A 17,049-nucleotide genomic window follows, 5' to 3' on the forward strand; every position below is an offset into this window, starting at 1 on the left:
TCGTGCTCTGGATATCAGCCCGATACGCCGCAGACACGAGGTAAAAGCTACGAGCCCAGTAGGCAACCGACGCTAAATCGACTTCGGCCAGGCGCGAGACCGCCAGATCTTCCGATTTGGACTTCCCAAGTATCCGAAAAATCATACAGCCCATAGTCCAGATTCAACGGGCAAGTGAAGCCTCTTCTTACTTCTTAAACGAGTTGTGTGTTTTAGAGTGGCCCACAGATTTCCCGATGAACTTCTGAGAAAAAGGTAAGAACATGCAACGGAATGCTACAACTCGTTATCCCATCCTTCTGGTACACGGCCTGTTCGGATTTGAACGCATCGCCCATTTCGAGCTGTTCCATGACGTTAAGAGCGCCCTGAAAGCGGCTGGCAACCGAGTGTTCGTTCCCCACCTCAGCGCAACCCACGACAATGAAGTCAGGGGTGAGCAACTGTTGAAGCAGATCGATAGTGTCCTGCGTGGCACGCGTGCCAGAAAGGTCAATCTCATCGGGCACAGCCAGGGGGCTTTGGCTGCACGATACGCTGCAGCGCTTGCGCCAGACGCCGTCGCCTCGGTGACTTCAGTCAGCGGCCCGAACCACGGTTCGGAACTGGCGGACTTCCTGCGCAAGGCGCTGGTGCCAGGCCGACTACCGGAAATCGTCGCGCAAAACGTGGCAACACTGTTTGCCGATTTTCTGTCACTGCTCAGCGGTAGCGTAACGCTGCCGCAAAATGCACTGGCAGCGCTCAATGGACTGACAACCGAGGGCGTGGGCACTTTCAACGACAAGTTCCCCCAAGGGCTGCCCGGCACCTGGGGCGGGCATGGCGCAGCAAAGGTCAATGGCGTGCACTATTACTCGTGGAGCGGGGTGCTGCCGACAAACGAGACAAACGAGCTGCCGATTTGCGACCCGGTACGAGGCGTTTGCCAGGCGCTGTCACAATATTTCATGACTGAAGGAGAACAGAATGACGGTTTCGTCGGGCGTTTCAGCTCTCATCTGGGGCAAGTGATCCGTTCCGACTATCCGCTGGATCACCTGAGCAGTCTGCGCCGCAGTGCTGGCGTGGCCAACCGCGAACTCGATCCGATTGATCTTTACGTTGAACACGCCGCGCGCCTGCGAACTGCGAATCTCTGATCAGCCCACAACCCTGCGAACGGAACTTTGCCGAGAATTCGCCCACTGAATCCGGTAGGCTCCACACTTTACTGAAATAGACTGGAGAGTTTCCCCATGGCAAAAGCCACTGCCCGCCACATCCTTGTTGCCAGCGAAGACAAGTGCAACGAACTGAAGGCCCAGATCGAAGGCGGCGCCGATTTCGCCGAAGTCGCCAAGGCCAACTCCACCTGCCCGTCCAGCCGTCAGGGCGGTGATCTGGGTTCGTTCGGTCCTGGCCAGATGGTCAAGGAATTTGACACCGTGGTTTTCAGCGCGCCAATCAACGTCGTGCAAGGCCCGGTCAAAACCCAGTTCGGTTATCACCTGCTGGAAGTTACCAGCCGTCAGGACTGATCCGTCACCTGATTGCCAGCCAACGGCCCGCCTTCTGGTGGGCCGTTGTGTTTCAGTTACATATACGGCTGGCGACTGGCGTGCCTCTCGCGTACAACTTGCGCTTATCGATTTCCCGGTTCCTAGGCTGACAATGCGACTGGTTTTCCCCACATTGATGCTCACCGCCCTAGCCCTCCTGTCGGGCGCCGCTGGTGTGAACGCGGCCCCGCAACATGCGTTGACCGTTTATGGCGAACCCGCCAAATACCCTGCCGGTTTCAGTCATTTCGACTACACCAACCTGCAGGCTCCCAAGGGTGGGACGATGCGCCGCTCGGCGATTGAAATCGGTCACTTCGACCACGTCCTTCCTTATATCGACAAAGGCATCGGCGTCACCCAGATTGACGGCATGCTGTACTCGCCACTGGCCCAGCGCTCAATGGACGAGCCTTACACCGTCTACGGCCTGGTTGCGCAAAAGATGGAGCGCTCGGACGACGGTCTGTCGTTGCGTTTCTTCATCAATCCCAAAGCCCGTTTCGCCGACGGCAAACCTATCACTGCACAAGACGTGCGCTACACCTATGACCTGCTGATGACCCAAGGCAGCCTGCGCTATCGCACGCAGTTCGCCGACGTCAAAGGCGTCGCGGTCGAAGCACCGCTGACAGTACGATTTGACTTCAAAAGCAACGAAAACCGCACCCTTGCCCTGGATATCGCGACCCTGCCGGTGCTTCCCGAGCACTGGTGGAAGAGCCGCGATTTCGCCGGCGGTGGAGGTTACGAGCCGCCATTGGGCAGCGGCCCCTATCGCGTCGGCAAAGTCGATTCGGGGCGCAGCATCACCTTCGAGCGCAATCCGGATTGGTGGGGCAAGGACCTGCCGGTCAGTCGCGGCCTCTACAATTTCGATCACTTCAGTATTGAGTATTTCGGCGATACCGACGTCGCGCGCCAGGTGCTGCGCGGTGGCGCCTACGACTATAACCGTGAGTTCTCCGCCACCGGTTATTCGATCGGCTATGACAGCCCGGCGTTGAGTGACGGGCGCTTGCAAAAGGCCCACCTGGCCACTGAAGCGCCGCAATCGGCCCAGGGCTTTGTGTTCAACCTGCAAAAGCCGGTATTCAAGGATCGTCGCGTACGCCAGGCTCTGGCGATGTTGTGGGACTTCGAATGGAGCAACCGGCAGATGATGCGCAATCTGTACATCCGCCAGCAAAGCTACTTTTCCAACACCGATCTCGCGGCTCGGCAATTGCCCGATGCCCAAGAGCTGAAAATCCTTGAGCCATTGCGTGGGCAGGTGCCCGATGAAGTCTTCACACAAGTCTTCGAGGCACCGAAAACCGATGGTAGCGGCCTGATCCGTGACAAACAGTTGCAAGCCCTTGAACTGCTCGAGCAGGCCGGCTGGAAACCCGATGGCGATCGACTGGTAAATGCCGAAGATGAGCCGCTGAGTTTTACTTTCCTGGTCAGCCAGAACGGCATGGATCGTCTGTTGCTGCCATACAAGCGCACACTGAAACAGATCGGCATCGAGCTCAATATCCGGCGCATCGACTCCTCGCAATATGTCAATCGACTGATGAGTCGCGACTACGACATGATCGTCACCGGTTACCCCGTCACCACGGCTCCCGGTGGCGAGTTGCTCAACTATTTTGGTTCCGCCTCAGCCAACGACCCGGGGGCCAACAATTATATGGTGTTGAAAAACCCGGCGGTCGATACCTTGATCAACGGCCTGATCCGCGCTTCGACCCAATCCGACATGCTGCACTACGCGCACGCGCTCGATCGGGTCCTGCAATGGAATTACTACTGGATTCCCAATTACTACCCGCCCGGCACCTCGACGGTCTGGTGGAACCGATTCGGGATTCCGTCGGTGCAGGCAAGTAATGACGAGGCCATCGAGAGCTGGTGGGAAATCAGCAGCACACCGCTGACCAATCAGCAGATGACGGCTGAAAAAATCGCTCGTGGCAGACCCGGAGGGCCGCACTGATGTGGGGTTACATACTGCGGCGCCTGCTGCTGATCATTCCGACGCTGGTGATCATTCTGCTGGTCAATTTCGTGATCATCCAGGCCGCGCCTGGTGGCCCGGTAGAACAGGCCATCGCCCATCTGCAAGGGATCGGCGGCGCCAGTGTCGGTGGCGGTGCCAGCGAAACCATGAGCGGCACCTCCCGCGCCAGTCGAGGTCTCGATCCGCAACTGATCAAGGACATCGAAAAACAGTACGGCTTCGACAAACCGGCCCATGAACGCCTGTGGCTGATGCTGAAGAACTACGCACAACTGGATTTCGGCAAAAGCTTTTTCCGTGGCGCAACGGTCACCGACCTGATCCTGGAAAAAATGCCGGTAACCATTTCCCTCGGGCTATGGGCTACGTTGATCACCTATCTGGTGTCGATCCCGCTGGGGATCCGCAAGGCTGTGCACCATGGCAGTCATTTCGATATCTGGAGCAGCACCGCGATCATCATCGGCTACGCGATGCCGGCGTTTCTGTTTGCGATGTTCCTGATCGTGGTATTCGCCGGTGGAACGTCATTGAACTGGTTTCCGGTGCGCGGGCTGGTGTCGGACAACTTCGAATCGCTGTCGACACTGGGCAAGATCGCCGATTATTTCTGGCATCTGGTTCTGCCGGTAACGGCGCTGGTGATCGGTGGGTTCGCCACGCTGACCATCCTGACCAAAAACTCGTTTCTCAATGAAATCACTCGCCAGTACGTGGTCACCGCGCGCGCCAAAGGCCTGAGCGAACGCCGCGTGCTATACGGCCATGTGTTCCGCAACGCCATGTTGTTGGTGGTATCGGGCATTCCCCAAGCGTTCATCAGCGTGTTCTTTGCCGGCTCCTTGCTGATCGAAGTGATCTTCTCCCTCGACGGCCTCGGTCGCATGAGTTATGAAGCGGCCGTCTCCCGGGATTACCCGGTGGTGTTTGGCTCTCTGTTCATCTTCACCCTGTTTGGCCTGCTGATAAAACTGATCGGCGACTTGTGTTACACCCTCGTCGATCCGCGCATCGACTTCGCCGCGAGGAACGCCTGATGTTCAAGCTCTCGCCTTTGGGCCGTCGCCGTTTCGAGCGCTTCAAGAAAAACCGTCGTGGCTGGTGGTCGTTGTGGCTGTTTATCGGGCTGTTTGTGCTCACCTTGGGCGGCGAGCTGATTGCCAATGACAAACCGTTGGTGGTCAGCTATCAGGGCCAGTGGTACTTCCCGGTACTCAAGCGCCACACCGAGCAGGAGTTCGGCGGGCAACTGCCGTTCCAGGCCGATTATCGCAGCGACTATGTGCAGAATCTGATTCGCAAGGACGGTGGCTGGCTGCTGTTCCCGCCGATTCCATTCAGTGACGACACGCCGAACTACGACCTCAACAAACCGGCGCCGAGCCCGCCGACGTCAGTCAACTGGCTGGGCACTGACGACCAGTCGCGGGATGTGCTGGCGCGGGTGATTTTTGGCGCGCGGGTGTCGATTCTGTTTGCCTTGATGCTGACCTTTGTCAGCGCGCTGATCGGCATCGCCGCCGGGGCATTGCAAGGCTACTACGGCGGCTGGGTCGATCTGCTCGGGCAACGCGTGCTGGAAGTCTGGTCGGGGCTGCCGGTGTTGTACCTGCTGATCATCCTCTCTGGTTTCGTCGAGCCGAATTTCTGGTGGTTGCTGGGGATCATGGCGCTGTTTTCATGGTTAGCGCTGGTGGATGTGGTGCGCGCCGAGTTCTTGCGCGGGCGCAATCTGGAGTACGTCAAAGCCGCCCGCGCGCTGGGCTTGAGTGATCGCAAAGTGATCTTCCGGCACATTCTGCCCAATGCCATGAACGCGACACTGAGCTACTTGCCGTTCATTCTGACCGGGGCGATTTCCACCCTTACCGCGCTGGATTTCCTTGGTTTCGGCATGCCCGCCGGCAGCGCCTCGCTGGGTGAGCTGATCGGTCAGGGCAAACAGAATCTGCAAGCACCGTGGCTCGGGTTGACGGCATTTTTCACCCTGGCGCTGATCCTTTCTTTATTGGTGTTCATCGGCGAAGCGTTACGTGACGCGTTCGACCCTCGATCCTGAAGCGTGGCCATGACTGACAACCTGATTGAAATCCGTAACCTCAACGTTGCCTTCCATGGCCAGAGCGTGGTCCGCGACCTGTGCCTGGACATTCGCCCCGGTGAGTGTCTGGCCCTGGTTGGCGAGTCGGGCTCAGGCAAATCGGTGACCGCCCATTCGATTCTGCAATTGCTGCCCGAAAGCGAAGCGCAAACCACTGGCAGCATTCGCTATCGCGGACAGGAATTGATCGGTGCCGATCCCAAGGTCTTGCGCGAACTGCGCGGCAACCGCATCGCCATGATCTTTCAGGAGCCGATGACCTCGCTCAATCCGCTGCACACCATCGAAAAACAGATCGGAGAAACGCTACTGTTGCACCGCGGCCTCGGTGGCAAAGCAGCGCAGGCGCGCATCCTCGAACTGCTCGGTCTGGTGGGCATCCAGAAACCCAAGGAACGCCTCAAGGCCTATCCGCATCAACTCTCCGGCGGGCAACGGCAACGGGTGATGATCGCCATGGCCCTGGCCTGCGAACCGGAACTGTTGATCGCCGACGAACCGACCACCGCGCTTGATGTGACGGTGCAGCGCAAAATTCTCCTGCTGCTCAAGTCCTTGCAACAACGCCTGGGCATGTCGCTGCTGCTGATCAGCCACGACCTCAATCTGGTGCGCAGCATTGCGCAGCGTGTCTGCGTGATGAAGGCTGGGGAAATCGTCGAGCAGGCACCCTGCGAAACCCTGTTTACCGAGCCGAAGCATCCTTACAGCTGTGTGTTGCTCAACGCCGAACCGGAAGGTGAAGCGCTGCCTCGGGATGAGCGCGAGAACGTACTGGAAGTTGAAGATCTGCGGGTCGAATTCGTTGTCGGTGGCGGGCTTTTTCAGCGCAAAAAGTACTTTTGCGCGGTGGACGGTATCAGCCTGAACATTCAACGCGGCAAGACGTTGGGCATCGTGGGGGAATCCGGTTCAGGCAAATCGACGCTCGGTCAGGCAATCCTGCGCTTGCTCGATTCCCAGGGCAGCATCCGCTTCCAGGGCGAAGCGCTCGATGGCCTCGATCAGAAAGAATTACGACCGTGGCGGCGGCAGATGCAGGTGGTGTTTCAGGACCCCTTCGGCAGCCTCAGCCCGCGAATGTCAGTGGCGCAGATCATCAGCGAAGGCCTGGAAGTGCATTGCGAGTCGACCGCCGAAGAATGCGATGAACAAGTGATCCGCGTGCTCAAGGAAGTCGGCCTCGACCCGCAGAGTCGCCATCGCTATCCGCACGAGTTTTCCGGTGGCCAGCGCCAGCGCATCGCGATCGCCCGGGCATTAGTACTCAAACCGGCGCTGATCCTGCTAGACGAACCGACTTCGGCGCTTGACCGTACGGTGCAAAAACAAGTGGTCGCCCTGCTCCGCCAGCTTCAGGAAAAACACGGTCTGACCTACCTGTTCATCAGCCATGACCTGGCAGTGGTGCGCGCGCTGGCCCACGATATGATCGTGATCAAGGACGGCAAAGTGGTAGAGCGTGGTGCCAGTCATGATGTGTTTGACGCGCCGCAGCATCCGTATACCAAAGAGCTGTTGGCGGCGGCGCATCCGGGTTAGGCATGATCCGGGCAAGTCGAACAACTAACAGGCTCCATTCCTGCAATGAAATGCGTTTCAAGTGCAGGAGTGAGCCTGCTCGCGATGGCGTCACAACAGGCGAAATACCTCAGGATCTGCCAGATGAACACCACCGAAAGCCTCAAGGACTACCAACGGGTTCGCACCCTGGCGATCCGCTCGCTGTTCGAGATCATCGAGCAGTCGAGCGAAGGCACGGTGATTGTCGATCGCGATGCCAACATCGTCTGGATGAACGAACGTTATGCCCGACGTTTCGGTCTCGAATCGGCTGCCGGCGCAATCGGCAAACCCTGCGAGAGCGTGATTCCCGGCAGTTTGCTGCGCGAAGTCGTGCGCACCGGCCGCCCCATTCTTCTGGACATGCAAGACACACCGAAAGAGCCGTTGGTGGTGATGCGCCTGCCGATCCACGACGATGCCGGCACGGTGATCGGTGCGATCGGCTTTGCCCTGTTCGACGAATTGCGCACCTTGTCGCCAATGCTCAAACGCTACTTGAGCATGCAAGAGGAGCTGGCCTCGACCCGCTCTCTGCTGCGGGCACGGCAGACCAAATACAACTTCGCCCACTTCATCGGCACCAGTGCCGCCAGCCTCGAGGTCAAACGCCGCGCCCGACGCAGCGCCAGCGCCGAATCACCGGTGTTGCTGCTCGGCGAGACCGGCACCGGCAAAGAGTTGCTGGCCCAGGCCATCCACAGTGCGTCGCCGCGGGCACACAAAGCCTTCGTCAGTATCAATAGCGCGGCGATTCCCGAGGCATTGCTGGAAGCGGAGTTTTTCGGCACTGCGCCGGGCGCCTTCACCGGTGCCGACCGCAAGGGTCGTACCGGTAAGCTGCAAATCGCTCAGGGCGGGACGTTGTTTCTCGACGAGATCGGTGACATGCCGCTGCCCTTGCAGAGCAAACTGCTGCGTGTGCTGCAGGAAAAGGAGTTCGAGCCGGTCGGTTCCAACGACGTGATTCAGAGTGACGTTCGGGTGATTGCCGCGACTTCGACCGATCTGCAAGCGGCGATCAAACGCGGTGAGTTCCGCGCCGATTTGTACTACCGCCTCAATGTGTTGCCGATTCAGGTGCCGGCACTGCGAGAACGTCTTGATGACCTGCCAGCGCTCAGCGAAGCCATTCTTGAAGAACTGCGCAGCCAGCATGAACTGCACGGTGATGCGCTGGCATTGCTCGGACAGCACGCGTGGCCGGGGAACATTCGCGAACTGCGCAATGTGCTGGAGCGAGCGGCATTGCTCAGTGATGACTTGATGCTGACCGAGCAGGATATTCGTGCGGCGATTGGTACGTTGACGCCGGTTGAGCGTGGTTCTGGCCCACTGGCTGAGGTGGTGCCAGAGGAAACATTCGCCCAGGCACGCGAGCGGTTTGATCGGCAGTTGATTCAGTCTGCCCTCGCGCAATGCGCGGGAAATGTACCGCAAGCAGCTGCTCGGCTGGGGCTTGGTCGGTCGACGCTGTACAAGAAGATGGTGGCGCTGGGGATTGCTTGAGTCTCTATAAAGAGACGCGAATCTCATTAATTAGAAAATTCGTCAAGATCAAAAGATCGCAGCCTTCGGCAGCTCCTACAGGGGAATATCGGGTCCGCACTGTAGGAACTGCCGAAGGCTGCGATCTTTTCGGCTTAATGCCGTCTCTATAGTGAGATAAAAACTCTGAAGCCTGCCCTACTTGCACGACAATACCTTTATATTTCAACGTGTTAGATAACTGGCACAGATCTCGCTAACACCTCTCCCACACCCGTTCCACCCACAAAAATAACAATTCTGGAGAGACACACCATGAGTGTGATCATTGCCTTGGCAGCGCTGGCGCTGCTGATGCTGGCGGCCTACCGTGGCTACAGCGTCATCCTCTTCGCTCCGATTGCCGCCCTCGGCGCAGTCCTGCTCACCGACCCCTCCGCCGTCGCCCCCGCCTTCACCGGGGTGTTCATGGAGAAAATGGTCGGTTTCATCAAACTTTACTTTCCCGTGTTCCTGCTCGGCGCCGTGTTCGGCAAGTTGATCGAGCTGTCGGGTTTCTCGCGCTCGATTGTCGCCGCAGCGATCCGCCTCCTTGGCACCCGGCAGGCCATGCTGGTAATCGTGCTGGTTTGCGCTCTGCTTACTTACGGCGGCGTTTCGCTGTTTGTGGTGGTCTTTGCGGTTTATCCGTTCGCCGCGGAGATGTTCCGCCAGAGCAATATTCCCAAGCGTCTGATCCCGGCCACCATCGCGCTTGGCGCGTTTTCGTTCACCATGGACGCCCTGCCCGGCACGCCGCAAATCCAGAACATCATTCCCAGCACCTTCTTCAACACCACCGCATGGGCGGCGCCGTGGCTGGGTGTGATCGGTACGATCTTCGTGTTCTGCGCCGGCATGCTGTTTTTGCAGCGTCAGCGCAACAAGGCGATGCGCGCGGGTGAGGGTTATGGCACCGAGTTGCGCAACGAGCCGGAAACCGCTGAGGACCTGAAACTGCCGAACCCGTGGATTGCCCTGTCGCCACTGCTGGCGGTGGGCATCATGAACCTGCTGTTCACCCAGTGGATCCCGCAGTGGTACGGCAAGACTCACAGCCTCGCGCTACCGGGCATGGCCACACCGGTGACCACTGAAATCGCCAAACTGACGGCGATCTGGGCGGTCCAGGCCGCGCTGCTGGTGGGCATTCTGATGGTGCTGGCGTTCGGCTTTCAGGCGATTCGCAGCAAACTGGCGGAGGGCAGCAAAAGCGCGGTGAGCGGCGCGTTGCTGGCGGCGATGAACACTGCATCGGAGTACGGCTTCGGCGCAGTGATCGCTTCACTGCCAGGCTTTCTGGTGCTGGCTGACTGGCTCAAGCAAATCCCCAATCCGCTGGTCAACGAAGCCATCACCGTGACCCTGCTCGCTGGCATCACCGGGTCCGCATCCGGCGGCATGAGCATTGCGCTGGCGGCGATGTCCGAGCAGTTCATCAGTGCGGCCCACGCGGCGAACATTCCGCTGGAAGTGCTGCACCGCGTCGCCGCGATGGCCAGCGGCGGCATGGACACCCTGCCGCACAACGGCGCGGTCATCACCTTGCTCGCGGTGACAGGCCTGACCCACCGTGAAGCCTATAAAGACATTTTCTGTATTACGCTGATCAAGACCCTGGCGGTTTTCGTAGTGATCGGCACTTTCTACGCCACTGGCATTGTGTGAGGTATTCATGACGACTCTTTCCGGCAAGACCGCACTGGTTACCGGTTCCACCAGCGGCATCGGTCTGGGCATCGCCTTGAGCCTGGCCAAGGCCGGCGCCAATTTGATTCTCAACGGCTTCGGTGATGCCTCGAAAGTCATCGCCGAAGTCGCTCGGTTCGGTGGCAAGGTCGGCCATCATCCGGCCGATGTCAGTGACCCGGCGCAAATTGCCGACATGATCAATTACGCCGAGCGCGAGTTCGGCGGTGTCGACATTCTGGTCAACAACGCCGGCATCCAGCATGTCGCCGCGGTGGAGGAGTTCCCTGTCGAACGCTGGGATTCGATCATCGCCATCAATCTGTCCTCGGTATTTCACAGCACGCGCCTGAGCGTACCCGGAATGCGCGCTAAAGGCTGGGGGAGAATCATCAATATCGCCTCGGTGCATGGTCAGGTTGGCTCGACGGGCAAGGCGGCTTATGTGGCCGCCAAGCACGGCGTAATCGGTCTGACCAAAGTGGTCGGTCTGGAAACCGCGACCAGCAACGTCACCTGCAACGCGATCTGCCCGGGCTGGGTACTGACGCCACTGGTACAGAAACAAATCGATGATCGCGCGGCCAAGGGTGTCGATCCACAGCAGGCGCAGCATGATCTGCTCGCCGAGAAGCAACCTTCGCTGGAGTTCGTCACACCGCAGCATCTGGGCGAGTTGGTATTGTTTTTGTGCAGCGAGGCTGGCAGTCAGGTACGCGGGGCGGCGTGGAACATCGATGGTGGCTGGCTGGCGCAATAATTGCCCCCGGCTCAGACGGGGCTTTGGCGCACAGCCTGTGTGCATGAATCAGATAACAAGAGGCACGCAATGTCCGACATCCTCTGGCAACCCGACGCCAATCGTATCGCCCGATCGCGCATGGACGCGTTCCGACGCTTCGTCAATCAAAGCCATTCTCTCAACCTTGATGACTACCCTGCCCTGCACCAATGGAGTATCGATCAGCGCGAAGCGTTCTGGCAGGCCATCGTCGATTTCTTCGATATTCGTTTCCATAACCCGCCCGATGCCGTGCTGCGCGAAGGCCCATCAATGCCCGGCGCCGAATGGTTTCCCGGCGCAACCCTGAACTTCGCCGAGCATCTGTTGCGCCGTCGCGATAACGCCGTAGCGGTGGTGGCGGTGGCCGAAAATGGCCAGCGTGAGCAACTGACCTGGGCCGAACTCGCAGAGCACGTCGGCGGTTTTCAAGCCAGCCTGCAAGCCGCCGGCGTTGGCCTCGGCGACCGGGTGGCTGCGTGCATGCCCAACACCTGGCAAACGCTGGTGGCGATGCTCGCAACCACCAGCCTCGGCGCAATCTGGTCGTGCTCTTCACCGGACTTCGGCACCCACGGCGTCATCGACCGCTTCGGCCAGATCGAACCAAAGGTGCTGATCACATGCGCCGGTTACCGCTATGCCGACAAAGAAATGGATCAAACCACCAAGCTCAACGAAATCCTTGCGCAACTGCCCTCGCTGCAACAGCTGATCATCGTGCCGTATGCCCGTGCACAAGCCCGCTGCGAGGATTACCGGACGCAGGCCGACGTCACGCTCTGGGATGATTTCTACCAACCCGGTGAAGCACCGCGTTTCGTACCGGTGCCGTTCAATCATCCGCTGTATGTGTTGTATTCCAGCGGCACCACGGGCGTTCCGAAATGCATCGTCCACAGCAGCGGCGGCGTGCTGCTGCAACACGTCAAGGAACACGGGCTGCACGTTGACCTCGGCCCCGCTGATCGCCTGTTTTACTACACCACCTGCGGCTGGATGATGTGGAACTGGCTGGTATCGGCGCTCGCGGTCGGCAGCGCCGTGGTGCTGTACGACGGTTCGCCGTTTCATCCCGCCAATGATCGCTTGCTGGATTTGATCGACGACGAACGCATCAGCGTGTTTGGTACCAGTCCCAAGTTCCTCGCCACTCTGGAGAGCAGTGGCAGCAAACCTCGCGAGAGTCATGATCTGGGCAGTTTGAAAACCCTGCTGTGCACCGGCTCTGCCCTGTCGCCGCAGAGTTACGATTTCGTCTACCGCGACATCAAGTCCGATGTCTGCCTGGCCTCGATGTCCGGTGGCACCGATATCGTGTCGTGCTTCGTCAACAGCAATCCGCTGTCGGCGGTACGCCGCGGTGAAATCATGGGCAAGAGTCTGGGCATGGCCGTTGAAGTGTGGAATGACGCCGGCCAGGCGGTGATCGGCGAGAAAGGCGAACTGGTCTGCGCCCGACATTTTCCGGCGATGCCGATCGGGCTATGGAACGACGCCGATGGCGAGAAGCTGCGAAAATCCTATTTCAGCCTGTTCCCTGGTGTCTGGGCGCAGGGCGATTACGCTGAACAGTTGCCCCATGGCGCAATGCTGATCCACGGTCGCTCCGATGCAGTGCTCAACCCGGGAGGCGTGCGCATCGGCACGGCGGAGATTTATCGTCAGGTAGAGAAAGTCCCGCAGGTGCTCGACAGCGTGGCGATCGGACAGCAATGGCAGGATGACGTGCGAGTGGTGTTGTTTGTGCGCTTGCAGGATGGCGTTGAACTGGATGCCCCCCTGCAGGAGCAGATTCGCCAGGTGATCCGCGCCAACACCACGCCACGTCATGTGCCGGCGAAGATCGTCGCGGTCACGGATATCCCGCGCACCATCAGCGGCAAGGTCGTGGAACTTGCCGTGAGAAACGTGGTGCACGGACAGCCGGTGAAAAATACCGATGCATTGGCCAATCCCGAAGCGCTGGAACAGTTTCGGAATCGGCCGGAACTGGCAAGTTGATCGGCCGGTGGCAAGCGGTCAACCGAAGACCGTAACCGTCACGCCTGTTTGTTCAACGTGATGACAACCGGCTCGACAATTGCCTTGCCAGCACTGACGTCGAGAGCACCGCGGATGATCGCCATATTACGGTCATACGTGGTTTTGTCCGTGGAAAGCTGACTGAGTAACGAGGTCGCCACCGCCAGGGAGTCTGCATTTGCAAAAGATCTGGACGGTGCATGACAGACCGTGCCCTGCTCCACCACCGGCAGGCAACCCGATGCAATATTCAGCAGCGGAGCTACATCGATTCGCTGCCCGCTTTCGCTGCCGCTCTGTGCATCGGAGGCGTAACCGACATCATTGGTTTGCGCGCTGGCATGAAACAGTTCATGAATCAGGTCATCGGCCACCACATCGTGGTTGAAGCCGAGACTGACGAAGTGTCGGTTGAGATTTTTTGTGTAGATTTCAACGAACGCAACATCAGACCCGTTGCTGGCTCCGGCGCTTTTCCAGCGTGTGTACCCGTTCATGTCAAACGCCGCGATCGTGTTTTGCTCCTTGATCTCATCAAGCACCATGTTGCTGATGGAGAAGCCCGCAAAATCGAAGCGAATCAAGCGCAAATAGTTGACCAGACGTTCAGTGGCAACCGATGAGGTATCGCCGAACAGTGTCTTCATCACCAGACTGCAATCGCGTTTGAAATCATGCCGGCTCATCACCCCAATGGCATTATCGATTTTCGCTCGAGCACGGGGCAGACTTTTTTCGATGAACGTTCGCGTATAGCTTGCTGGCAAGGTTCTGGGCGAATAACTCAATTGCAAAGGCGCGTTATAGGAAAAGCCATCCAGCGGCTTGCCCCACAGATCGCCGCGACGATTCAACGCATACCATTTGTTGTCACGGCGCGCGGCCAGAACCGTAACGGCATCGCTCCCGGTGCCGCGTGGACGCCAACTGCCAAGGCCTAATTGCGCGCTCCCAGCGCTGTCGATCAAATCGTAGGATTGCCGGCGACCACTGAGCGTGTGCAACTGTTTGTTCGCCTTCGTGATAATTTCGTGGGTGTTCTTGTTGAACCGCAGCAAACCCTTGCGCAGCAATTTACTACCGGCCTGCAGGCCCGAGGGCACACCATCCAGCGGATTGAACAGAGAGATCGCTGACGTAAAGGCCAGCTTGGCGAAACGCGCCGCTTTTGATGTCGCGGAAATGGCCTTGGCGGAAATAATCAACGCTTTCGAACTGGCTCCCGCCACCGTCCCTATCAGGCCGATGCCATCCATTAAGCAGCCGTAGATCCCATCTACCACCTTGTCATGCTCACCGGTGGCAATGTCTTCGATGCATTTTTTGAACGGCACCACCAGGTCGATGAAATAGGTGAGTAGTCGCTCGCCTTCGTCTCGGGAGAGCTCAAGAGGCGTCGGTATGCGAACCAGCTCTCTGAGTTCCTGGGCATTCAAAAACGGGCGATGTTTGATAATAAACTCGGCAATACGCGCAACGTTCGGATCGTTGAAGCGCTGGTAAAAGCCTTGCTTGGGATTTGCGATTTTTTTCGGTTCCGGCAGCAGGCCAAAGTTCTCAATGACGGCCATGCTGCTTTTGACCGAAGGGTCTGGTGCAACAGCGTGGGTATAACACTTCACATTGATCGGTAGACTCTGCAAATTTGTCGGTGTCAGATGGGCAGTCAAATCTGCCGTTTGACTCATTCTCGAACGCTGTTCGATTTTCCGCTCCCGAATGATCAGCGCCCCCAAGGCATCATTTTTGCGGAATTCTCCACGGGATGTGAACAGCTCATAGCAAACGAAGGCATTGTTGTAGGACGCACACATCACCAGACCAAATCGCCCCGTTGCAGCATCTCGGCTTTGTTGCGTTTCTCTTGGAAATTCAACGTTGAAAGGTCCGCCGGCACGACGTGTAATGGTATAAATCGCTGATTCGCGCACTGTCAAAAAGTCGATTCGGGCATTCATGAACGCACGCAAATCCGCCTCGGGCATCTGCGCCAATGCCAACTTCACGGTCGACAACATGGCACTGTTGAGGTCCTTCAGATATACCGCCAACTGACGATCCATCTCTTCGTCGCAAGATCCGAGCCTCAGTAACTGTGGATAACGCCTGTAGATACTGACACCCGAAGGGTTGTAATTGATGGCCGGGCGAGCTATGCCGTTGGTGACCAGGCGTACGGTTCGCCTATCCCATTTGCCGGTGACAAGTTCACCCGATTGGTGCAGGTCTACCATGGACATGACCTGCTGCCCGCCTTTTTCGGAAAGTGCTTTTTCATCCAGCGTGTCACAGCCCGGCGCCGCGACTTTCAATGCTGCACGGGCGATACCTGCTCTGTTCGGCAGAATTGTCGAAAATGCCTTGGCTATCTCGGCAAACTTTTCCGAGTGCTGTTCAAATGCCTCTATCGCACGGCGGGTGCTGGCTTCCTCAGCCTGATCGAGTTCAGTCTGCGTTATAACCTGGTTGATCAGCGCCCAACTGACGATCGGATCAATCATGGAAAGATCCCGCAAATGTTTTTGCGCATCACTGACCGGCTCCAGATCCGCATAGGCCATGATCTGTGCATAGGTCAGGACTCGCGACGCGCCTGTCTTTGCAGCCTCCACAAGTACGACGGCACGACAGAAATTGATCCAGCCAATGGATCCCAGAGTCATTGCCGACGGAATTTCCCTGACCAGAAACTCCGGTGCAGTACGCGCCAACAGCATGTGCGTTATCAAAGGCGCCAAATCCAGATCAACCCAGCCTTTCGCCCGCACAAAAGCAGTTATTTCTTCACGTACGGTCGATGCCTGGCGGTCAACGTTACTGGGTGCATAGAGATCAAAACCAGCGATCTTTCTCCTTTGGTGGTTGTGCAGTATCGTCGGATCGAGTTCCAGCAGAAGGGCCGTGGTCAGTAATTGTCGAAGGGTATTTTCCGAGACAATCTGCCCCTCATTGACACCAAACCAACCCAGTTCGCTCAAATAGCTTCTGGCGAGATTCAGCGAGACCGGGTAGCTGACAAATTCGTTGATTCGCTGAGCCGCATTATCATGCGATATAGCGTTACGCCCAGTGAGGTTGTGCAATGCATTGAGCAATTTTCTTTGCGGCATAAGCTTGACTGTCGCTGCGCGAATCGCCGCCAACTGGTCTTCGGAAAGAGCAACGAGAGCCTGATCATCTGTTTGGAAGTGCTCCCAATAGTTCGCTGGCTCCTTGACTTCCGGATCAAACTTGAACAACTCGATCAGATTCCTGACCTTCGCCTTCTTTTCAGGCAACTCCACCTCATGAAAGCCGAACCATTGATCGAGTGTGATATCCAGGTCAGGCCATATATACCCACCCGCCACCCGGGCCAGATCGGCAATCAATTGTATTGAAGAGCGTGTCAGCTCACTCTGCTTGAAATAACCAGCAGCGACCAAGTCCAGCCAGCCGTTGCTGGAATAGACTTCCATCTTGCCATCGGACGTGACACGTACAAGGCCATCATGATTCGTCGCACGTTCCTGACTCAGCGCACTTTTTACCGGGCTGGTTTCGAGCAGTCGCTGTAGCAGAACCTGACCGGGGTAATAAATCTGGTAAAGCGACGAACCCTCCTGTAGTTCAACTTCATGCGAATACCAATTTATTACTTGATCTTCAGCGTATTTATCCAGCGCCTGCTCCAGCTGAACTAGAACCTGTTGGCGCTCTAGCGCATCGGCATCGGTCATGCGCCTCCATTCGGCAAGACTGATATTTGACGAACGGAATAGTTTGTTTTTTGTGGCAGCACTCATTACAGAACCTCATCAAGTTAATGGCCGATCAT

The 17,049-nt window shown here is 57.7% G+C and carries 11 protein-coding genes; 10 read left to right on the forward strand and 1 reads right to left on the reverse strand.

Features of this window, described 5'->3' with window-relative positions:
• Nucleotides 1–263 precede the first annotated feature (263 nt).
• From GTU76_RS01815 to GTU76_RS01860, 10 genes are all read left to right on the forward strand, one after another.
• A complete protein-coding gene (locus GTU76_RS01815; RefSeq protein ID WP_016984193.1) occupies nucleotides 264–1,142 on the forward strand; it encodes a lipase family alpha/beta hydrolase in 879 nt (292 codons plus the stop codon).
• Nucleotides 1,143–1,238: 96 nt separating this feature from the next.
• On the forward strand, nucleotides 1,239–1,520 hold the full coding sequence (locus GTU76_RS01820) for a peptidylprolyl isomerase (protein WP_003445034.1): 282 nt from the start codon (nucleotides 1,239–1,241) through the stop codon (nucleotides 1,518–1,520).
• 133 nt (nucleotides 1,521–1,653) lie between these two features.
• The gene (locus GTU76_RS01825; protein WP_180697931.1) at nucleotides 1,654–3,522 is read left to right on the forward strand and encodes an extracellular solute-binding protein; all 1,869 of its coding nucleotides are present in this window, start codon (nucleotides 1,654–1,656) and stop codon (nucleotides 3,520–3,522) included.
• Nucleotides 3,522–4,583 (forward strand): microcin C ABC transporter permease YejB, encoded by a 1,062-nt coding sequence (locus GTU76_RS01830; RefSeq protein WP_016984328.1) that lies wholly within the window; start codon nucleotides 3,522–3,524, stop codon nucleotides 4,581–4,583. The genes GTU76_RS01825 and GTU76_RS01830 overlap by 1 nt, the downstream gene beginning before the upstream one ends.
• On the forward strand, nucleotides 4,583–5,605 hold the full coding sequence (locus GTU76_RS01835) for an ABC transporter permease (protein ID WP_016984329.1): 1,023 nt from the start codon (nucleotides 4,583–4,585) through the stop codon (nucleotides 5,603–5,605). Before GTU76_RS01830 ends, GTU76_RS01835 begins: the two co-directional genes overlap by 1 nt.
• 9 nt (nucleotides 5,606–5,614) lie before the next feature.
• Nucleotides 5,615–7,189 (forward strand): ABC transporter ATP-binding protein, encoded by a 1,575-nt coding sequence (locus GTU76_RS01840; RefSeq protein ID WP_016984330.1) that lies wholly within the window; start codon nucleotides 5,615–5,617, stop codon nucleotides 7,187–7,189.
• A gap of 123 nt (nucleotides 7,190–7,312) precedes the next feature.
• Nucleotides 7,313–8,719, forward strand: coding sequence for a sigma-54 interaction domain-containing protein (locus GTU76_RS01845; protein ID WP_016984331.1), 1,407 nt, complete (start codon nucleotides 7,313–7,315; stop codon nucleotides 8,717–8,719).
• A gap of 294 nt (nucleotides 8,720–9,013) precedes the next feature.
• Nucleotides 9,014–10,405 carry a GntP family permease gene (locus tag GTU76_RS01850; RefSeq protein WP_016984332.1) on the forward strand — a complete coding sequence of 464 codons (1,392 nt, stop codon included), beginning with the start codon at nucleotides 9,014–9,016 and terminating at the stop codon, nucleotides 10,403–10,405.
• A 7-nt stretch (nucleotides 10,406–10,412) separates the two neighbouring features.
• Nucleotides 10,413–11,186, forward strand: coding sequence for a 3-hydroxybutyrate dehydrogenase (gene hbdH / locus GTU76_RS01855; RefSeq protein ID WP_016984333.1), 774 nt, complete (start codon nucleotides 10,413–10,415; stop codon nucleotides 11,184–11,186).
• Nucleotides 11,187–11,255: 69 nt separating this feature from the next.
• Nucleotides 11,256–13,211 carry an acetoacetate--CoA ligase gene (locus GTU76_RS01860; RefSeq protein WP_180697932.1) on the forward strand — a complete coding sequence of 652 codons (1,956 nt, stop codon included), beginning with the start codon at nucleotides 11,256–11,258 and terminating at the stop codon, nucleotides 13,209–13,211.
• Between the two features lie 38 nt (nucleotides 13,212–13,249).
• Here GTU76_RS01860 and GTU76_RS01865 read toward each other — a convergent pair whose 3' ends face one another.
• On the reverse strand, nucleotides 13,250–16,951 hold the full coding sequence (locus GTU76_RS01865) for a hypothetical protein (RefSeq protein WP_180697933.1): 3,702 nt from the start codon (nucleotides 16,949–16,951) through the stop codon (nucleotides 13,250–13,252).
• Nucleotides 16,952–17,049: the final 98 nt, after the last annotated feature.

The sequence above is a fragment of the Pseudomonas crudilactis genome (assembly GCF_013433315.1).
GTDB classification, from domain to species: domain Bacteria; phylum Pseudomonadota; class Gammaproteobacteria; order Pseudomonadales; family Pseudomonadaceae; genus Aquipseudomonas; species Aquipseudomonas crudilactis.

Excerpts from the sequence above, each read along its gene's own strand:
- GTU76_RS01815 (WP_016984193.1), top strand. The coding sequence starts at position 264 with ATGCAACGGAATGCTACAACTCGTTATCCCATCCTTCTGGTACACGGC.
- GTU76_RS01820 (WP_003445034.1), top strand. The coding sequence starts at position 1,239 with ATGGCAAAAGCCACTGCCCGCCACATCCTTGTTGCCAGCGAAGACAAG.
- GTU76_RS01825 (WP_180697931.1), top strand. The coding sequence starts at position 1,654 with ATGCGACTGGTTTTCCCCACATTGATGCTCACCGCCCTAGCCCTCCTG.
- GTU76_RS01830 (WP_016984328.1), top strand. The coding sequence starts at position 3,522 with ATGTGGGGTTACATACTGCGGCGCCTGCTGCTGATCATTCCGACGCTG.
- GTU76_RS01835 (WP_016984329.1), top strand. The coding sequence starts at position 4,583 with ATGTTCAAGCTCTCGCCTTTGGGCCGTCGCCGTTTCGAGCGCTTCAAG.
- GTU76_RS01840 (WP_016984330.1), top strand. The coding sequence starts at position 5,615 with ATGACTGACAACCTGATTGAAATCCGTAACCTCAACGTTGCCTTCCAT.
- GTU76_RS01845 (WP_016984331.1), top strand. The coding sequence starts at position 7,313 with ATGAACACCACCGAAAGCCTCAAGGACTACCAACGGGTTCGCACCCTG.
- GTU76_RS01850 (WP_016984332.1), top strand. The coding sequence starts at position 9,014 with ATGAGTGTGATCATTGCCTTGGCAGCGCTGGCGCTGCTGATGCTGGCG.
- hbdH (WP_016984333.1), top strand. The coding sequence starts at position 10,413 with ATGACGACTCTTTCCGGCAAGACCGCACTGGTTACCGGTTCCACCAGC.
- GTU76_RS01860 (WP_180697932.1), top strand. The coding sequence starts at position 11,256 with ATGTCCGACATCCTCTGGCAACCCGACGCCAATCGTATCGCCCGATCG.
- GTU76_RS01865 (WP_180697933.1), bottom strand. The coding sequence starts at position 16,951 with ATGACCGATGCCGATGCGCTAGAGCGCCAACAGGTTCTAGTTCAGCTG.